We start from the raw sequence: 17,533 nt of genomic DNA, 5'->3' as shown, positions 1-17,533 counted from the left end.
AATACAGCGGGAGATAAGTTCATGACCAAGCGTATGCTCATCATGGTAGGCGCCGTGCTTTTACTGATCCTGGTGCTGGCCTTCGGGAAGTACATGCAGATCAAAAAACTGATTGCCAGCTCGCCCAAGCCGGGCGCGCAGGTGGTCACAGCGGTGAAGGCGCAGACGGCCGAATGGCAGCCGCAGCTCAGTTCCGTGGGCACGCTGGCGCCGGTGCGCGGCGTCGATGTCACCACCGAGATCGCGGGCCTGGTGCGCGAAGTGCGCTTCAAGTCGGGCGACGAGGTGAAAGCGGGGCAGGTGCTGTTTGAAATGAACGCGGACTCCGACGTGGCGCAGCTGCGCGCCTTGCAGGCCTCCGCCGACCTGTCGGCCACCACCCTCAAGCGCGACAAGCTGCAACTGGCGGCGCAGGCCATTTCGCAGGCGCAGGTCGATGCCGATGAGGCGGACCTGAAGAGCAAGCAGGCACTGGTCGCACAACAGAAAGCGCTGGTCGACAAGAAAACCATCCGCGCGCCGTTCGCCGGCAAGCTGGGGATCACCGCCATCAATCCGGGCCAGTACCTGAACCCGGGCGACAAGCTGGTGACGCTGCAAACCATCGATACCGTGTATGTCGATTTCTTCGTGCCGCAAAAGCAGCTGGCCGGCCTGTCGATCGGCCAGAAGCTGAACCTGACCAGTGACGCCTATCCCGGTGTGGCCTTCCCGGCCAAGGTCACGTCCATCAGCCCGAAAGTGGATGCCGCCACCCGCAACGTGCAGGTGCAGGCCACGGTGCCGAATGCCAAGCGCCAGCTGTTGCCGGGCATGTTCGCCAACGTGGCGCTGGACCAGGGCGATCAGAAAAAATACCTGACCCTGCCGCAGACCGCCATTACCTACAACCCGTATGGCTCGACCGTGTTCGTGCTGGCGCCACCGGCCGCCAACGCCAAGGACCCGCTCAAGGATGACAAGGGCCAGCCTTACCTGGTGGCGCAGCAGGTGTTCGTCACCACCGGCCCGACGCGCGGCGACCAGGTGGCCATCCTCACCGGCTTGAAGGAAGGCCAGGCCGTGGTCACCAGCGGCCAGCTGAAACTGAAGAATGGCACGCCGGCCACCATCGACAACAAGGTGCAGCCGGCTAACAGCCCGAATCCGACGCCGCAGGAACACTGAGGATAGAGCGCCATGAACTTTACCGACATCTTCATCAAACGGCCGGTGCTGGCCAGCGTGATCAGTTTACTGATCGTGGTGCTGGGTTTGCGCTCGCTGTTCAGCCTTCCGATCAACCAGTATCCGAAGACGCAGAACGCGGTGGTGACCATCTCCACCACCTACTACGGCGCGGATGCGGCCACGGTGGCGGGTTTTATCACCCAGCCGCTGGAATCGGCCATCGCGCAGGCGCAGGGTATCGATTACCTGTCGTCGTCGTCGAATAGTGGCGTGTCGACCATCACCGCCACGCTGCGCCTGAACTACGATTCCAACCGCGCGCTGACCGAGATCACCACCCAGGTCAACTCGGTCAAGAACCAGCTGCCGCAACAGGCGCAGCAACCGGTGCTGACGGTGCAGACCGGCCAGACCACGGACGCCATGTACATGGGCTTCTACAGCGACACGCTGCCGACCAATAACGTCACCGACTTCCTGGCGCGCGTGGTCAAGCCCAAGCTGGATTCGATCCAGGGCGTGCAGACCGCCGAGCTGCTGGGCGCGCGCCAGTTCGCCCTGCGCGCATGGCTGGACGCCGGCAAGATGGCGGCGCATGGCGTCACAGCGGCCGAAGTCAGCGCCGCGCTGGCGGCCAACAACTACCTGGCCGGCCTCGGTTCGACCAAGGGCCAGATGGTGACCGTGCCGCTGACCGCCGGCACCGACCTGCACACGGTGGACGAGTTCAAGCAACTGGCCGTCAAGCAGGCCGGCGGCGCCATCGTGCGGCTGGAGGATATCGCCACCGTCACGCTGGGATCGGAAAACTATGACTTCAACGTGGCGTTCAGCGGCGTGCGCTCGGTGTTCATCGGTATCAAGGTGGCGCCGGAGGCCAACATCCTGGACGTGGCCAAGCGCGTGCGCGAAGCCTTCCCGGCCATCCGCGACCAGCTGCCTTCGGGCCTGACCGGTGAAATCGTCTACGACTCCACGGAGTTCATCAACACCTCGATCGACGAAGTGGTGAAGACCCTGGTGGAGGCGCTGATCATCGTGACGGTGGTGATCTATCTGTTCCTCGGCAGCTTCCGGGCGGTGATCGTGCCGGTGGTGGCGATGCCGCTGTCGCTGATCGGCACCTTCTTTGTGATGCTGATGCTGGGTTACTCGATCAACCTGCTGACGCTATTGGCGATCGTGCTGGCCATCGGCCTGGTGGTGGACGACGCGATTATCGTGGTGGAGAACGTCGACCGTCACATGAAGGCCGGCATGACGCCGTTCGATTCCGCCATTGTCGCCGCGCGCGAGCTGGGTAGTCCGATTCTGGCGATGACGGTGGTGCTGATCGCGGTGTATGTGCCGATCGGCTTCCAGGGCGGCCTGACTGGCGCGCTGTTCACCGAGTTTGCCTTCACGCTGGCGGGGGCGGTGGCGGTGTCCGGCATTGTGGCGCTGACGCTGTCGCCCATGATGTGCGGCCATTTCTTCGACCATACGCAGGACGAGGGCAAGTTCGTCAAGGCCATCGACAAGGTGTTCGACAAGGTGCACAACGGCTATCTGCGCGTGCTGCATAGTTTGCTGAATACCTGGCCGGTGCTGATCGTGTTCGGCGTGATCGTGTTCCTGCTGCTGATCGTGCAGTTCAAGATGTCGCAGTCCGAGCTGGCGCCGGAAGAGGATCAGGGCATCGTGCTGTCGCAGGTGGTGGGCGCGCCAACCGCCACCTCGGACCAGATGCAGGCTTACGCCAAGCAGATTTTCGAAGTGGCGAAGTCGCTGCCGGAATATGAGCAGATGTTCCAGATCACCGGTGTACCGACCACCAACTCCGGTATCGGCGGTGTGCTGTTCAAATCGTGGGACAAGCGCACCCGTTCCGCACACGAGATCCAGCAGGAGCTGCAAGCCAAGTGGAACGGCATCGCCGGCGGCCGCGTGGCGGCGTTCCAGTTCCCGGCGCTGCCGGGCAGCTCTGGCCTGCCGGTGCAGTTCGTGATCACCACCACCGAACCGTTCGAGAATCTGAACACGGTGGCGCACGCGGTGCTGGAAAAAGCCCAGAAGGACAACAAGTTCTACTTCGTCGACGTCGACCTGAAAATCGACACGCCGCAAGCGCGCGTGGACGTGGACCGCGACAAGCTGGCCACGCTGGGCCTGACGCAGCAGGACTTCGGCAACGCCATGGCGGCGGCGCTGGGTGGCGGCTACGTCAACTACTTCTCGATCTCGGGCCGTTCGTACAAGGTGATCCCGCAGGTACAGCAGGTGGACCGCCTGAATCCGAGCGATGTGCTGGACTTCTACATCAAGACGCCAAACGGCGACATGATCCCGGCCAGCACCGTGGCCACCATCAAGTACAGCGTGCAGCCGGAATCGATCACCCGCTTCCAGCAGCTGAACTCCGCGACGATCTCCGGCGTGACCGGCGCCTCGCAGGGCGAGATCCAGCAGTACCTGCGCGACGCCTTGAAGGAAGTGGCGCCGTCGGGCTACACGGCGGACTTCTCGGGCGAATCGCGCCAGTACGCGGCGGAGTCGGGCGGCTTCCTGGTGACCATGCTGTTCGCGATCATCATCGTGTTCCTGGCGCTGGCGGCGCAGTTTGAGAGCTTCCGCGATCCGGTGGTGATTCTGTTCTCGGTGCCGATGGCGCTGTTTGGCGCGATGTCGTTCATCTTCCTCGGCTTCGCCTCGATCAACATCTACACGCAGGTGGGGCTGGTGACGCTGATGGGCCTCATCTCCAAGCACGGCATCCTGATCGTGGAAGTGGCGAATCACTTGCGCGAAGCCGGCAAGTCCAAGCGCGAGGCGATCGAGGAAGCGGCGGCCACCCGTCTGCGTCCTATCCTGATGACCACCGCCGCCATGGTGTTCGGCGTGGTGCCGCTGGTGATCGCATCGGGCGCGGGCGCCGCCGGCCGTCACGCCATGGGGCTGGTGATCTTTACCGGCCTGTCGATCGGCACCTTGTTCACGCTGTTCGTGGTGCCTGCCATGTATATGTTCCTGGCGGGTGAACACAAGGCCGAGGCCAAGCCGGCCGGCGCCGCCGACGCACCAGCACCGCAGGGCGCACACTGAGTACCGTCATGAGCAATACCGATCAAGCCCGCGCCGGCCGCTGGCGCTGGCTGTCGGGCGGGCGCCAGCGCCGCCAGGAGGAAGTCATCCTGATGATGCTGTGCGCCCTCAGCATCCCGAGTATCCTGCCGTTTGGCGTGTACCGGCTGATGCAGGGCAGCTGGGCGTCGGCGGCGGTGGACCTGGCGCTGGTGACCGGCATGATGGCGGTGATCGTACACGTGTGGCGTACCGGCCGCTATCAGGTGGCCAGCCTGGGCGTCACCATCTTCTACTCGGCCGGCATGCTGGTGACCGTGTACCTGCGCGGCGTGTCGTTGGTGTACTGGGTTTATCCGACCATGATCGCCGCCTACTTCGTGCTGCGGCCAGTGGTCGCGCTGGGGATCAACAGCGCCGGCTTGTTGATCCTGGTGGTCATACTGGTGGCCCGGCTGGAGCTGCTCAATCTGATGACCATCGTGGTGACGATCGCGCTGGTGAACTTCTTCGCCTATATCTTCGCCTATCGCACTGGCTTGCAGAACAAGGAGCTGCACACGGCGGTGGAGCTGGACTTCCTGACCGGCGTCGGTAACCGCCGCGCGATGGAGCGCAAGCTGTCCGAATATGCGCAGGAGCGCCGGCCGCACCTCGAATCCAGCCTGTTGTTGCTGGACCTGGACCACTTCAAGCAAATCAACGACCAGTATGGCCACGCCGCCGGCGACAAAGTACTGATACGGCTGGCGGAGCTGATGCGCGGGCACACACGTTCTTCCGACCGCATCTTCCGCTACGGCGGCGAGGAATTCGCTATCCTTGCCAGCGGCGCGGGCCTGAGCGCGGCGGCGCGGCTGGCGGAAGGGATACGCGCGGCGGTGGCGTCGGCCACGCTGCTGGAGGGGCATCCGATCACCATCTCCATCGGCGTGACGGATATGGACAAGGAACTCACACCGGCCGAGTGGCTGGCGCAGGCTGACAAGCTGCTGTACGCGGCCAAGCAGGGCGGCCGTAATGCCGTGCGGGTGGCGGAGCAGACGTCATGAAGCGTGTGCTTGCGGCATTTGTGGCCTCGCACGCATTTGCTGCGGCGTCGCTGGCCACGGAGCCGCCGGTGCTGGGCGCGCAGCCGCAGCCGGCTGGCGATCTGGCGCAGGGCGCCTCGCCGGCAGCGCCGGTGCTGACCGACGAAATCATCAGGAAAGCGGTACGCGACACCATTGCCGAAGATCCGCATCCGGCGCCGGCAGGCGACCGGCAGGACGGCGTCCTGCGCGCCAACACCGCGCACGCACGCATGACGGCCGCCTTCAACGATGCCAAGGTACCGGACTGTCTGCACGACGATGCGCTCAAGCTGCAACCGGCCCACATAGGGCCAATCGGCGTGGTCGGCCCCTTGTCGCTGCCCTGGATTATCGCTGCCGCCGTGCGCGGCAAATGCAATTAGAAAGGACGTACGCCGATCAGCGGCGCATGCAGCCAGCCGGCGAACACCACGGCGGCCACGATGCCGCCGGCGATAGTGAGCGCGGTGGCGCCGCCGCTGCCTGCCGGGTAGACCGTGCCCGCAGCGCGGTCGCGCCGGCGCGATACGCTGAACAGCGCCACCGACCACACCAGGAAGCCGCCAAACAGCAGGATGTCATGCAGGGTGCCGTTGGCGATCAGGTGCGCCAGCGCCCAGGTCTTCACGCCCAGCGTCATCGGGTGATGCAGTTTGGCCTTGATGCCGTTGCGCGGCACGTAGGCGGCTGCAAGGAAGACGAAGGCGATCACCGCCAGCAGTGCGGCGATGTGGCGGGTGAACAGTGGCGGCGTCCAGATCACGACGGGCGTTTCGCGTGCGATGCTGTAGCCCCAGACGATCAGCGCGAAGCCGACAATCGAGATCACCGAGTACAGGCCTTTCCACGCATTCGCGCCGATGCGCTGGCGGGTGGCGTTGCGCCAGTCCTCCGCGAAGATGCGGACCGAGTGCAGTCCGAGAAAAATAATCAGGCCTAGTATCAGTATTGTCATCGCAGGTTCTCAAGTGGGTTGAGGCTATCGCAGCCGGCCCGCCAAGTGTACCGCATCGCCGCTGCCGGCGAGACGCAGGGCACGCCAGCCATCGGCATCGGCGGTGTCGTCCGGCGCCACCTGCACCGACAGCGCGGTGCAGGGCAGGGCTACCGGCTTGACGAAGCGGACGTCGATTTCATGGAAGCGGATACCTTGCTGCGCCAGCACTTCATAGCTGCGCACAAAGCTGCCGAAACCATGTAGCACCATGCCGCGGAACACTGAGCGCCGCGCCAGCGGACCGCACCAGTGGATGGGATTGAAGTCGCCGGTCAGCAGCGCGAAGCGCAGGCCGTCGCGGGCGTCGGCGTGCCACAGGCCGGCGGTGATCCAATCCGGCTCCGGACCGCGCTCCTGCGGCGCTTTCGGCGCGCGCGGGCCGGGCAGCAGGAAGCTCATATGCAGCCGCGCTTCCACCAGTGACGGCTGCTGCGCCGTGCCGGTGATGACGGCCACCACCACCTTGATGCGGCCCGGCGTCTCCTCGATCCGCTCGACGGCGGCGCTGACGTGCAAGGGCACATTGCGCGGCAGCGGGCCATGCACACGCAGACCCACGCCTTGATTGATGACGGAAGTGAGACGGTAGGGCATGCGCAGCAGCAGTTCGCCCACCAGCGGCAAGCTCCATTGCGACACCATGTGCGGCGGCAGCTGGCCATCGTAGCTGCGCGCGGCGCCGGCCCAGGCGATGTACTGCTCCACCAGATCCTGCGGCGGCGCCGCGATGACACGCGCCACCGGCGCGATGCGCCGCAAAAGCCGCTGCGCCGCCGTCGCCTCGCCCGCTCCCGCCACCGCGATGCTGGCGGGGCGAGGAGCGGTTGGTGGCAGCAGGGCATGCCGCAGCGTGTGCGCCAGCACGCGCGCGCCGGTCAGCAGCATGGGCGTCTGGTGGCGCAGCAGGACATATGGCACGGCGCTCATTGCTGCACCGCCTTCACCACCGCCGCCAGCAGTGCCTGCGGCTGATACAGCAGCCGATGCGGCGTCAGTCCAAGCCGCACCACCACCAACTGCTGCGACGGCACGATGGCGATGCTCTGTCCATCATGCCCCTCCATCCAATACGTATCGGGCGGCAGCTGGAAGCGGGTGTCGGGATTCTGGCCTTCCGGCGTATCGCCGCCCGGTCCCCAGCGCCACACCTGTCCCATGCCATACTGCCCGCCGGATGCAGGCACCGGCTGCCGCATGCCCTCCACATAACCGGCCGGCAGGATGCGCTTACCCTGCCAAACCCCATCCTGCAACAGGAACTGGCCGAAGCGCGCCCAGTCCAGCGTATTCGCATACATATAACTGGAGCCGACCAGATTGCCGCTCGCATCGGCTTCAATCACTGCGCTGTTCATGCCCAGTGGCGCAAACAAACGATTGTGCGGCAGCGACAGCGCATCGCTGCCCGCCACGCGCTGCCAGATGCGCGACAACAGCACCGTGGTGCCGCTCGAATAATTCCACTTGCTGCCCGGCGGCTGTTCCAGCGGCTGGGCTGCCGTGAAAGCCGCCATGTCCGGTTCCAGATACAGCATGCGCGTCACATCCGACACATCGCCGTAGCTCTCGTTGTACCGCAAGCCGCTGCTCATCGACAGCAACTGCGCGAGGGTGATCTGGGCGCGCGGATCGTCCTTGCCCGGCCAGAAGCCGTTCTGCTGCAAGGACAGCTTGCCGTCCTCGATCTGCATGCCGACCAGCGCCGCCGTCACCGTCTTGGTCATCGACCATCCCAGCAGCGGCGTGGCCGCATTGAAGCCGGCGCCGTAGCGCTGCGCGATCAGGTGGCCGCGATGAATCACCGCCATGCCGCGCACGCCCGGCCCGGCCAGCGCATCCTGATCCAGCAAGGCTTGCACCGCCGGATTGACCTCGGCCTGCGAACCGGTAGGCCAGGCCACATTGGGCGAGGGCGCCCAGATTTTGATCGGATTGAATTGATACTTCGAAGCCTGCGCCACGTCACCATCCGGCACCGTCGCACAGCCAGTGCCCGGCCGGTACACCGCCATGCCGTCGCCGGCAAATCCGAAGAACTGCGCGCGCACCGTCTTGCGTTCCTGATCGACGCTGATCTTCAGATGCTTGAGCGCCGGATTGCCGGGCGCCCGCACATCATCGGCCAGCACGGCCTGCGCATCGCGTCCGGCGATAAACACATTGGAACACACAATCTTGGCGCCGTAATTGGCGCCAACCTTCAGCAACTCCGGCGGACGGACCGCCAGCGTCGCCGCACCGCCTGCCGCAACCACCAATACTGCCGCAGCAGTCAGTACGGGTTTCGATGCCATTTACATGCTAGCCCTGAATTCCACGCCGATTGCGCGCGGCGGTGTGAGATAAGCGTACGGCGCGCCGTATTGTTCGGTTTGACCACCCAGCGACGTTACGTAGCGCTGGTCGAATACATTATTAACGATAAGTGCCACGCCGTAGCGCGAGCCTGGACTGTCCCAGCCCACGCGCAGATCGAACTTGCTGTTGGCGGTGCCGGTTTTCAGCCTGGCGGTACTCAGGCAACTGAGGTCCGACGTGTCGCTATTGCAGCGGGTGGCGGTGGCGTGCGTGCCCTGGAAATTGACGCTGGTGCGGCCATTGGCCGTCTCCCAGTTCATGTTCACACCCGCCATGGTGGTCAGGCGCGGCGTGCCGACCGGCTGGCCGCCAAGGTCCAGCGTGACGTTGCCGCTGGCGTCCAGGCGCTGGTAGCGGGTGTAGGTCTGGTTGATGTATTCAAAGCCGCCGAACAGCGTCACGCGCGGCGACAAGCGGATGCGTCCATCGACATCGAGGCCGTGCGCTTTCTGGTCACTGGCGATCACATTGTAGGTCGGGATAGTGCCCACGCTGTACAGCTGGATGTCCTGCAGGTTCTTGAACTTGTAGGCAAACAGTGAAGCGTTGACGGTGGCGCGGATGTCCGGCAAGGCCAGCTTCACGCCGGCCTCGAAGTTGGTCATCTTCTCCGGCTCAAAGCTTGGGTCCTGGCCGGCGCGGGTGGACGACGCGGGATTCGGCGGCGTGAAGATATTGAAGCCGCCAGCCTGGTAGCCGCGCGACAGGGATGTGAACAGCAGCGTGTCCTTGTTCAGCTTATGGTCCAGCACCAGGCGCGGGCTCCAGTCGGTCCAGTCCTTCTCGCGTGTGACCGGCGATGACGCCAGTTGCGCGGCGTTGGCGAAGATCACGTTGGACGGGAAGGAGGCCGCATTCAGGCCGGCCAGTGGACCGAAGCGGTTGAGGAAATCGTCCAGCTGCGGCGACACGCGGCCCGGTACGAACCACGTCATGCGCTTGTTATCCCGGGTGTAGCGCAGGCCGATGGTGGCGTTGGTCTGTGGCGTCAGGTGCCAGATGGTGTCGCCGTAGATCGAGGCCGATTTGGTGCGCACGTCGCTGTAGTGCGTCTCGTCCCAGCTGAACTGCGAACTGGCGCTGATGCCAGGCAGGCCAGCCGCGGCCAGGCCGCCAAACAGCATGGCGAAATTCGGATCGCCGCCCTGAAACTGGCTCAGGGTGTCCAGTGTGCCGGTGGTGACGTAGGCGCCTGCGTCCTGGTGCTCGTTGTTGTGATAAAAGCTCAGGCCCGCGATCCAGTCCAGTCGATCGGTTTTTCCCGACAGCTTGAACTCCTGCTGGAAGCTGCGCGCACGCTTGGCGTCCTGCGTAGTGAGGTACAGATCGGCGCGTGCGCCGCCGTCGTTGTCGGTCAGGTTGTGGGTGTTGAAGCGGCGGTAGGCGGTGGTGGAGTTGAAGGTCATGCCAGCCAGCGGCGCCTCGAAACGCAGGGTGGCGCCGTCGAACAGCCGGCCTTCGCCGCCTTGCTGGTCGTTGGCCAGTGGCGCGTCGAACGGGTTGACGAAGTTGGCGGTGTAGGCGGCATCGTACACGCCGCGATAACCGCCCAGCGGCAGCGCCGGGTCCTTGATCACGCCAAAGGCCGAACGGCCGTATTGTTCCATGTTCTCATGCTCCCACGCGAACACCAGCCTGGCGGCGTCGAAGTCCTTGCGCAGCGAGAGGCGGGTGGCCCAGTCCTTGTCGCCGCCGGACTTCTTGCCGGTGGCGGTGTTGTCGGCCCAGCCTTCGCTGCCCGAACGCACCACCACCAGGCGAGTGGCGAAGGTGTCGGTGATGGGGAAGTTCAGCATCACATCGGCATTGGCGCGGCCGAAGCGTCCCAGCTTGACGTGGGCATTGGCATCCAGCTCCTTGCCCGGTTCATTGGTGGTGATGGCGATGGCGCCGGCAGCACTGTTACGGCCGAACAGCGTGCCTTGCGGGCCCTTGACCACTTCAATGCGCTGCACGTCAATGAAGTTCATCAGCGCGCCGCCGGTCTTGCCGGTGTAAACGCCATCCACATAAATGCCGACCGGCGAATCGGTGGCGATGCCGAAGTCGCCCGCCTGCACGCCGCGAATGCCGAACGATGGCTGGGTGGGTTCGGTCGCATCGACCGACAGGCCGGGAATGTAGCCGTTCAGGTCCGCCAGATCCTTGGCGCCGATGGCTTCAATATCCTTGCCGGTGACGACTTGCATGGTCATTGGCACATCCTGCACCAGCTGCTTGCGCGACTGCGCGGTGACCACCACGGACTGCACCTCGTCGGCAGCCCACGCCGGCGGGGCAAAGAAGGCGGCAGCCAGGCTGGCGGCGATAACTGTGCGGTGCGTTTTCATGTCGTCTCCCATTGATGTGTTTTCATGCAGCGTCCACCCGGCCATGGCTAAGACGATAGGATTCACAAGCGGAGGCGATCGTTTCAGCCCAAGCGATTATGCCTACAACAATGCCAAATACTCAAGAATTACCGCCCCGGATGACGCGTATCGAACACACAATGAAGCTAGTTGAAGCGCCAATGATGGCACCGAACAGGTGGGCTTGCCAAGCCACGATGACATCGGCCGGAAGACCGGACCAGCCGGCGTTGTAGCCGCCCGCTTCGGCGGCGATCTTGGTGGCCAGCGCGGCACCCAGCAGGCACAGGACGGCGCGTCCGCGCGTTGCGGCGCGCGGCCACAGGGTGCCGGCGGCCAGCACCGCCAGCATCACGGCGATGCCGGATGCGCCCCGGTAGTACAGGCAGTCGGGCGCGATCAGCAGCAGGCCGGCGGCGATCAACGGCGCGCCCGCCGCAAGCAGTATGCCCAAACGCCGCCAGCCGAGCGACGGCTGCGCCACCGTGGCCGCCGCCGCTGCGGTGGCCAGGTCAATCAATGCATGCTGAGACGAGTAGTGCACCACATGGCAGGTCCACAAGCGCCACGCTTCGCCCGCCAGGATCGCATGGCGGTCGAACTCCAGCAGCTCAGGCGCGGCGTCGAACGGCATAGGCTACGCCGCACAACAAGGCCGCCAGCGCGAGGCTGATCCAACCCATGCTGCCGCCGCCTTTGTAGCCGGCCTTGTTTTCAACCTGATAGTTGCTGGTGTCGTTCTTGATGCGTTCACGGAAGCCGTCCAATTGCGCTTGGAGTTGCGGGATCAGTTCATCGACGGCGCGTTCGTAGCCTTGGTTCTGTGCGGCGCGCGCTTTTTCGGTGAAGCCGGCGGCGGTGGCGCTGCCTTTCACGCGGCTGGTGCCCGGTGCGCGGAACAGCAGTTTGTGGCTTTGCACGTCGAACACCGAGGCGTCCAGCATGGTCTGGATGTCGTACTGGTCGCCGTTGATGATGTAGGCGCCGACGATGGTCCAGTACAGGACCGACAGCGCGTTGCTGTCGCTGAATTGCACTTGGTCGTAGGACAGCAGGGCGATCACTTCGACGTCGAACATGCGGCCCACCTGTTCCAGATTGGCGAAGCCGCCCTTGGCGCGCAGGTACTGGGTCGGGATGATTTCGATCTTGCCGATGTATTCGTGCCTGGTGAAGGAGTCGCGCACACGCTCCAGCAATTTCATCTTGCCTGCTTCCGGCAGGCTGGAACCCCAACCGCCGCCGGGCACGAAGGCAATGCCGACTTTCACCGGCGGCCTCAATTTGACCACGGTGGGCACGAGCGACGGCGGCGTCTTGGCGTCCGGGTACAGATAATCGACCACGCTGCCGGTGTGCTGCCGGGTGTTCGGGTTGTGCCACAGGGCGCAGCTGCTGAGGGTTGCAGCGGCCAGCATCAGCAGCAGGATTTTAAGATAGCGCATGGCGAGCTTCCTCTTGTTGGAACAGTTGATAAATGCTGATGGCGCCCGTCAGCGGCAGCGCAATGTGAATCACCATCAGCCACCACAGGCTGCCGCTCAACACGTAGCCGGTGGCGAACAGCAGCGCCGAGGCGATGCTGAGCGAGATCTGCTTCGGATTCTTGTAGCCGTGCGCCGCGCCATAGGCCAGGCCGGACACCGCGACCGCGCCCCAAGTGCCGATGTGGGGCGTGAGTGTCAGCAGCAGGAAGCCGCGATACAACAGCTCCCAGCCGGCGCCGATGAACAGGACGAGGACAAGGAACATGCGCATCTCGGCGGCGTTGGTGGGCATGCCGGATTCGCGGCCGCTCTCCAGCGCGGCGGCGCGTTTGGCCGGCGGCATCTTGTGGGAACTGAGGCCGCTGCCGATCAGCAGTGCGGCCATGGCGATGGCGGCGGCGATCAGGCACCACAGCGGCGCTCCGGCGGAGGGAAGCGCGAGACCGATGTCGATGGCGCCATAACCGTTCCACCAGCAGATGAGCAGGAGCGCCAGCAGCAGCAGGCCGATTTCGCGCATCGAGCTGAAATAGCGTTGGGCCAGCGGGCGTTTGGGCTTATTGTCCTTGCGCGTGCTGTGCCATAAAGTCCTGACGGGCAGGATGAATACGAGGTAAAACGCCAGCGCCAGTTCGATCATGTATAGGCCGTGAAAAGGATGACGGCCGATTATACGTTACAAAATAAGCAATCGAACAGCGCTGGCGTTCAAGGTGTCAGCGGATGCTGCACGCGGTATCGTCGCACACTACTTGCTGCGCTGGGGCTTCTCCCACCAGCTGGCCAATCAGCGCGCCGACTTGCATGTCCTCGGCGCGGCCGAAATGGCTGAGCCGCAGCCGGCCTTCGCGGTCGATCACAATCAAGGTCGGCGTGCCGCGCAACTGGTATTCCTCCATGGTCAGCGGAATCGGACCGTGGGCCGAAGGCTGGTCTATCGCCACCGGGAAGCCGATGCGGTACTCGTGCACGAAGGCTTCCAGCGCTTCGCGGTTCATCACCGCGTGGTGCTCGAACACCGAGTGCAGCCCGAGCACCGCCACGTCTTGCTCGTCAAAGGCGGCGCGGATGGCCTTGGCCTGCGGGATGCCGTGTGAAACGCAGCCGGGACACAGCATCTGGAAGGCGTAGATCACCACGACCTTTCCGCGCAGCTGTTGCAGCGACAGCGGCCGGGCGCTGTTCAGCCATGCCGCAACCTGTAGTTCGGGGGCGATAGAGGACATGGCGGCTCCTTATTTGGCGCGCAGTTTGACCGACGGGAAGTCGACCGGCACCTTGAACGCCACGTTGACGTAGTTGGTGAACAGATTGAGCGCCACGTGGGCCAGGATTTCAACGATTTCTTCGTCGTTGAAGCCGGCGTCGCGCAGGGCTGTCACTTCTTCATCGGCGATCTGGGCGCGGTTGTTGACCACTGCGACGGCAAAGCGCAGGGCGGCGGCGGTTTTCGGATCGGCCGAGTGGCCGGCTTGCGCGGCGCTCATCTCCTCGGCGGTGGCGCCGGCCTTGCGGCCCAACACGGTGTGCGCGGCCAGGCAGTATTCGCAATCGTTGCGGTCGGCGATGGCGACGGCGATCTGTTCGCCGAGTTTGGCGTTGATGACGCCTCCACCCAGCGCGCCGAAGGAACCCCACATGCTTTTCAGCGCGGCGGTGGAGTTGGCCACGGCCTTGAACATATTGGGAGTGGCGCCGAACGCGCCATGGATCTGTGCCAGCAGTTGCTGACGTTCGCCGGTGGCATCGGTAACAAGATTAATACGCGACATGATAGGACTCCTAATTAAATTGATTAAAAAAATTTTAAGCGAAGACTTTCCAGTTGCGCGCCTTGGCCGCCGGATCGGCCGGCTCGTGTTCAAGGCAATCCATGCGCAACAGCGGTACTGACAAAGGCGCATCCACCAAACCACAGTGGTGCGGAGCGGGCTTGCCCGGATGGCGGTTCGGCTCAAAGAACCGGCACGACAGACAGGCACGCATCTCGGGGAAGCGATCGGTCTTTTGCAACTGCGCGATCAGTTTGAACAAACCGGAGAGGAGTTCCGCCTGCTGCGACGCAGGCAGGGCATCCGCCGCTTGTTCGGCAAAATTCAGAGCGCTGCCGATACGGGCCGCCATGGCCGCACCTTCCACGGTGAGAAAGAGTGCGGTGGCGCGGCCGTCGTCTTCCGCCCGCGCCTTGTACAGCAAACCCTTGGACACCAAGGCCGATACCGAATCGCTGGCACTGGCCGCGCTGATCGACAACTGCGACGCCAGCCAGGACAAGCGTACCCCTTGCTTGCGGCCTTGAAGCAGTTGCAGCATCTCGGCCTGCGTAGGGTTGAGGTTTTCAGCCGTGGCGAACTCCCACATACCGGACCGCATCACACTGGCGATGCGGCCGATAGAGGTGATGATACGGGCCGAAACATCCGGCGTATCCTGCCACGGCTTTTTAGATTTGGTGTCCATGCTTCGCATTATACACAGCAAATCCGAATTAGCAAGGACTCCTAATGATATTTAAAAGCTGGTGGAAAGCCCCGCATACAGCGAACGGCGCTCGCCGTACTGTGGCGCGCCCACGCCCACGCCCGAGCCGTCACGCAGCAGATAGGACTTATCGAAGGCATTGATCAGGGCCAGGCGGCCTTCCACAGTGCCGACCGGGGTGGCCTTCCAGGTGTGCGTCAGCGCCAGGTTGACGGTGGTGTAGTGCGGCAGGTGGCCCGAGTTTGGCGCGCCCCCGTCCGGCGTCATGCGCAAGCCGCTGCCGTACAGGAAGTCGCTGCTGATCTGGTTGTCGCCCCAGTGATAGTGAGCGCCGCCGGACAGCGTGACGGTCTGGTCGTGGTCGACGTGGATGTAGTGATTGGCGATATACGCCAATTCATCGGGACCGAACAGCGACTGGCCGGAGATGATGTTGGTGCCCTCGGCCTTCTGCGTGGTCACGTTGAGGAAGGCGCCCCAGTTCTTCTGGTTGTACACGCCGGACAGCTCCAGCCCCTTGGCGTAGCCGCGGTCATAGTTAAACGGCGACAGGATCAGGGCCTGGCCGAACTGTCCTTCATCCAGCATGTTACGGATCTTCTTGTAGTAGGCGTCCGCCGTCACGGTCAGCGATTCGCTCAGCTGGTGGCTGACGCCGACGTCGAAGTAATGCGTACGCTCGGACTTGACGTTGTCCGACACCGGCACTTCCGGCGCGTTCGAGGTGCCGGCGTATTTGTCGATGCTCGATTGCGCCGCCAGCTCCTGCGGTGGTGGCGTGAAGTAGCGCGAATAGCCGGCGTGCAGCGCCGTGCCCTTGGCCAACTGGTAAGCCACGTTGATGCGCGGGCTCCATTGCTGCTCGTTGACGAAGGCGTCCACTTTGTCGAAACGTACGCCATAGTTGATGGTCAGCGGCGCGCCGATATGCCACTCGTCTTGCAAATAAACGCTGGACAGCTTGCCGGTCTTGGCGCTGTTGTCGATGATGGTGCGTGGATCGGTACTGGCCTGGGTGCCATCGTCATTCAGGTCGAACACACCCACTGTGTTATCGCTGTGCGTGGTCTGTCGGGTGTAGGCCACGCCGGTGCGCAGGGTGTGGGTGTTATTCAACTTGTAGCTGGCGTCGAACTGCACGCCGTTGGCGGAGTTGGTGCGCAGGGTGTTGGACGCCACGCCGTTGTAGGCCAGGTCGCCCACAGGATCGGGCGTATAGCGCAGTTCCGAATATTGGTGGAAGGCCGACACCTGGTAATTCAGGTCGCCCAGGCTTTTTTGCAGCGACAGCACCAGGAAGCGATTCAGCTCGCGCTGGCGTTCATCCAGTTGCGCCGAGTCGGGCGCGGTCGCTCCGGTGACGGCGAAGGAGGGCTGCTGGTCCGGGTTGTTCGGAATCTGGAAGCGGCCGTTGTAAGTGCCGAACATCAGTCCGAGGCGGGTGTTATCGTCGACGAAGTAGGATAGCGTGCCGAAGGACTTGGCTTGCTTGGTGCGGTCGTGCAGCGCTCTGGTGGTGGGCTGTGGGTTTTCGATGCCCAGATTGTTCGACAGGTAGCTGCCGGACAGGTAGTAGTTGAACGCGCCCTGCGTGCCGAAGAACTCCGCGCTCGGTTCAACGTGGTCATGGCTGCCCACCAGCACGCCGATGCGGCCGCCGCTGCCAGGCTGGCCTTCCTTGGTCTGGATATCGACAATCCCGGAGGTGCGCAGGCCGAATTGCGCCGGCAGCGCGCCGGTAATGAAGTCGGTCGATTCGACGAAACGGGTATCGATCGATTGCCCGAAGCCGCTGATCGATTCCGGCAACTGCACGCCGTTGACGCGGTACTGCACGTTGGCGTGATCGTCGCGCACATGGATCGAGCCGGAACCCTTGGAGTCCTGGCTCACGCCGGGAAGGCGCAGCAGCACTTCATTGAACGGCGTGTTGTCGCCCTGGCCGAGTTGATTGATCATGTGCTTGTCGACGCTGTAGACAGTGGTGCCGATGTTGGGCGACAGATCGATGCGCGCACTTTTCAGGTGGGCGGCGGTGACTTCCACTTGCGGGACCGATGCGTCGTCGTCGGCGTGGACGTGCTGGGCGTAGAAGACGGCTGCGATCAGCAGGGGCAGGGTACGGAGTTGTGGCTTGCGTTGCATGTTAAATCCTTGAATAGGTTCAGGCGTGCGCAGGCGGCACCCACGGTGGGTGCAAGCGTGCGGAGAAATTCAGATGGAAGAAACAGCAACGCCGGGCGGCGCGTGGGAAGGCGGGGTGAAATAGCCGGTTTGCGCGGCGCGCACCACGGTGGGCGGCGCCAGCACCGGCAGGCTGGTTTGCAGCGCCACCGGAGCGACGGTAACGCTGGCCGGCGGGACGCCGCCGGCAGGCAGATGCACCACCGAGCAGGCGGCGCAATCGGGTTCGTGATCGGTGTAAGCGTGGGTGTGGGAGTTGGCTCCCAGCAGTTGCAGCGCCAGGAACAGCAGCACGAAGAACATCATGACGCGCTGGTAGCGCGTCTGGCGATGTGGTGTGTTGATGTTGATGGCCGGGGCTTGCATGCCGCG

General features: G+C 63.9%; 16 protein-coding genes. 4 read left to right on the top strand and 12 right to left on the bottom strand.

What is annotated here, in order from left to right; all coding sequences use genetic code 11:
- The first annotated feature begins 21 nt into the window (after positions 1–21).
- The 4 genes from GM676_RS04215 to GM676_RS04200 are packed head-to-tail and all read left to right on the top strand — an operon-like array spanning position 22 to position 5,686.
- Positions 22–1,167, top strand: coding sequence for an efflux RND transporter periplasmic adaptor subunit (locus GM676_RS04215; RefSeq protein ID WP_155462137.1), 1,146 nt, complete (start codon positions 22–24; stop codon positions 1,165–1,167).
- Between the two features lie 12 nt (positions 1,168–1,179).
- Positions 1,180–4,251 carry an efflux RND transporter permease subunit gene (locus GM676_RS04210; protein WP_155462136.1) on the top strand — a complete coding sequence of 1,024 codons (3,072 nt, stop codon included), beginning with the start codon at positions 1,180–1,182 and terminating at the stop codon, positions 4,249–4,251.
- Between the two features lie 8 nt (positions 4,252–4,259).
- The gene (locus tag GM676_RS04205; RefSeq protein WP_155462135.1) at positions 4,260–5,282 is read left to right on the top strand and encodes a GGDEF domain-containing protein; all 1,023 of its coding nucleotides are present in this window, start codon (positions 4,260–4,262) and stop codon (positions 5,280–5,282) included.
- The gene (locus tag GM676_RS04200) at positions 5,279–5,686 is read left to right on the top strand and encodes a hypothetical protein (RefSeq protein WP_155462134.1); all 408 of its coding nucleotides are present in this window, start codon (positions 5,279–5,281) and stop codon (positions 5,684–5,686) included. The genes GM676_RS04205 and GM676_RS04200 overlap by 4 nt, the downstream gene beginning before the upstream one ends.
- Here GM676_RS04200 and GM676_RS04195 read toward each other — a convergent pair.
- The 12 genes from GM676_RS04195 to GM676_RS04140 all read right to left on the bottom strand — a co-directional run bounded on the left by GM676_RS04195 (position 5,683) and on the right by GM676_RS04140 (position 17,527).
- The gene (locus GM676_RS04195) at positions 5,683–6,258 is read right to left on the bottom strand and encodes an NnrU family protein (protein WP_155462133.1); all 576 of its coding nucleotides are present in this window, start codon (positions 6,256–6,258) and stop codon (positions 5,683–5,685) included. The two genes, GM676_RS04200 and GM676_RS04195, sit on opposite strands and share 4 nt — an antisense overlap.
- A 24-nt stretch (positions 6,259–6,282) precedes the next feature.
- A complete protein-coding gene (locus GM676_RS04190; RefSeq protein WP_155462132.1) occupies positions 6,283–7,227 on the bottom strand; it encodes a MaoC/PaaZ C-terminal domain-containing protein in 945 nt (314 codons plus the stop codon).
- On the bottom strand, positions 7,224–8,594 hold the full coding sequence (locus GM676_RS04185) for a serine hydrolase domain-containing protein (RefSeq protein WP_155462131.1): 1,371 nt from the start codon (positions 8,592–8,594) through the stop codon (positions 7,224–7,226). Before GM676_RS04185 ends, GM676_RS04190 begins: the two co-directional genes overlap by 4 nt.
- Positions 8,595–10,988, bottom strand: coding sequence for a TonB-dependent receptor (locus GM676_RS04180; protein ID WP_155462130.1), 2,394 nt, complete (start codon positions 10,986–10,988; stop codon positions 8,595–8,597).
- Between the two features lie 121 nt (positions 10,989–11,109).
- Entirely contained in the window at positions 11,110–11,643 is a 534-nt protein-coding gene (rrtA, locus tag GM676_RS04175) for a rhombosortase (protein WP_155462129.1), read from the bottom strand.
- On the bottom strand, positions 11,621–12,454 hold the full coding sequence (gene rhlP / locus GM676_RS04170) for a rhombotarget lipoprotein (RefSeq protein WP_155462128.1): 834 nt from the start codon (positions 12,452–12,454) through the stop codon (positions 11,621–11,623). Before rhlP ends, rrtA begins: the two co-directional genes overlap by 23 nt.
- Positions 12,441–13,136: a CPBP family intramembrane glutamic endopeptidase gene (locus GM676_RS04165; protein ID WP_155462127.1), complete on the bottom strand. Its 696-nt coding sequence runs from the start codon at positions 13,134–13,136 to the stop codon at positions 12,441–12,443. Before GM676_RS04165 ends, rhlP begins: the two co-directional genes overlap by 14 nt.
- A gap of 76 nt (positions 13,137–13,212) precedes the next feature.
- Positions 13,213–13,722, bottom strand: a complete 510-nt coding sequence (locus tag GM676_RS04160; RefSeq protein ID WP_155462126.1) for a redoxin domain-containing protein — start codon at positions 13,720–13,722, stop codon at positions 13,213–13,215.
- 9 nt (positions 13,723–13,731) lie between these two features.
- Positions 13,732–14,268 (bottom strand): carboxymuconolactone decarboxylase family protein, encoded by a 537-nt coding sequence (locus tag GM676_RS04155; protein ID WP_155462125.1) that lies wholly within the window; start codon positions 14,266–14,268, stop codon positions 13,732–13,734.
- A gap of 34 nt (positions 14,269–14,302) precedes the next feature.
- Positions 14,303–14,956, bottom strand: coding sequence for a MarR family winged helix-turn-helix transcriptional regulator (locus GM676_RS04150; RefSeq protein ID WP_155462124.1), 654 nt, complete (start codon positions 14,954–14,956; stop codon positions 14,303–14,305).
- Between the two features lie 51 nt (positions 14,957–15,007).
- Positions 15,008–17,122, bottom strand: coding sequence for a TonB-dependent receptor (locus tag GM676_RS04145; protein ID WP_155462123.1), 2,115 nt, complete (start codon positions 17,120–17,122; stop codon positions 15,008–15,010).
- A 69-nt stretch (positions 17,123–17,191) separates the two neighbouring features.
- Positions 17,192–17,527 carry a hypothetical protein gene (locus tag GM676_RS04140; RefSeq protein ID WP_229262527.1) on the bottom strand — a complete coding sequence of 112 codons (336 nt, stop codon included), beginning with the start codon at positions 17,525–17,527 and terminating at the stop codon, positions 17,192–17,194.
- Positions 17,528–17,533: the final 6 nt, after the last annotated feature.

It is taken from the genome of Duganella radicis, from assembly GCF_009720825.1.
Classification (GTDB): domain Bacteria; phylum Pseudomonadota; class Gammaproteobacteria; order Burkholderiales; family Burkholderiaceae_D; genus Rugamonas; species Rugamonas radicis.
Note: the sequence above shows the minus strand (reverse complement) of the source record. Positions and strands in the feature narration are given on the sequence as shown.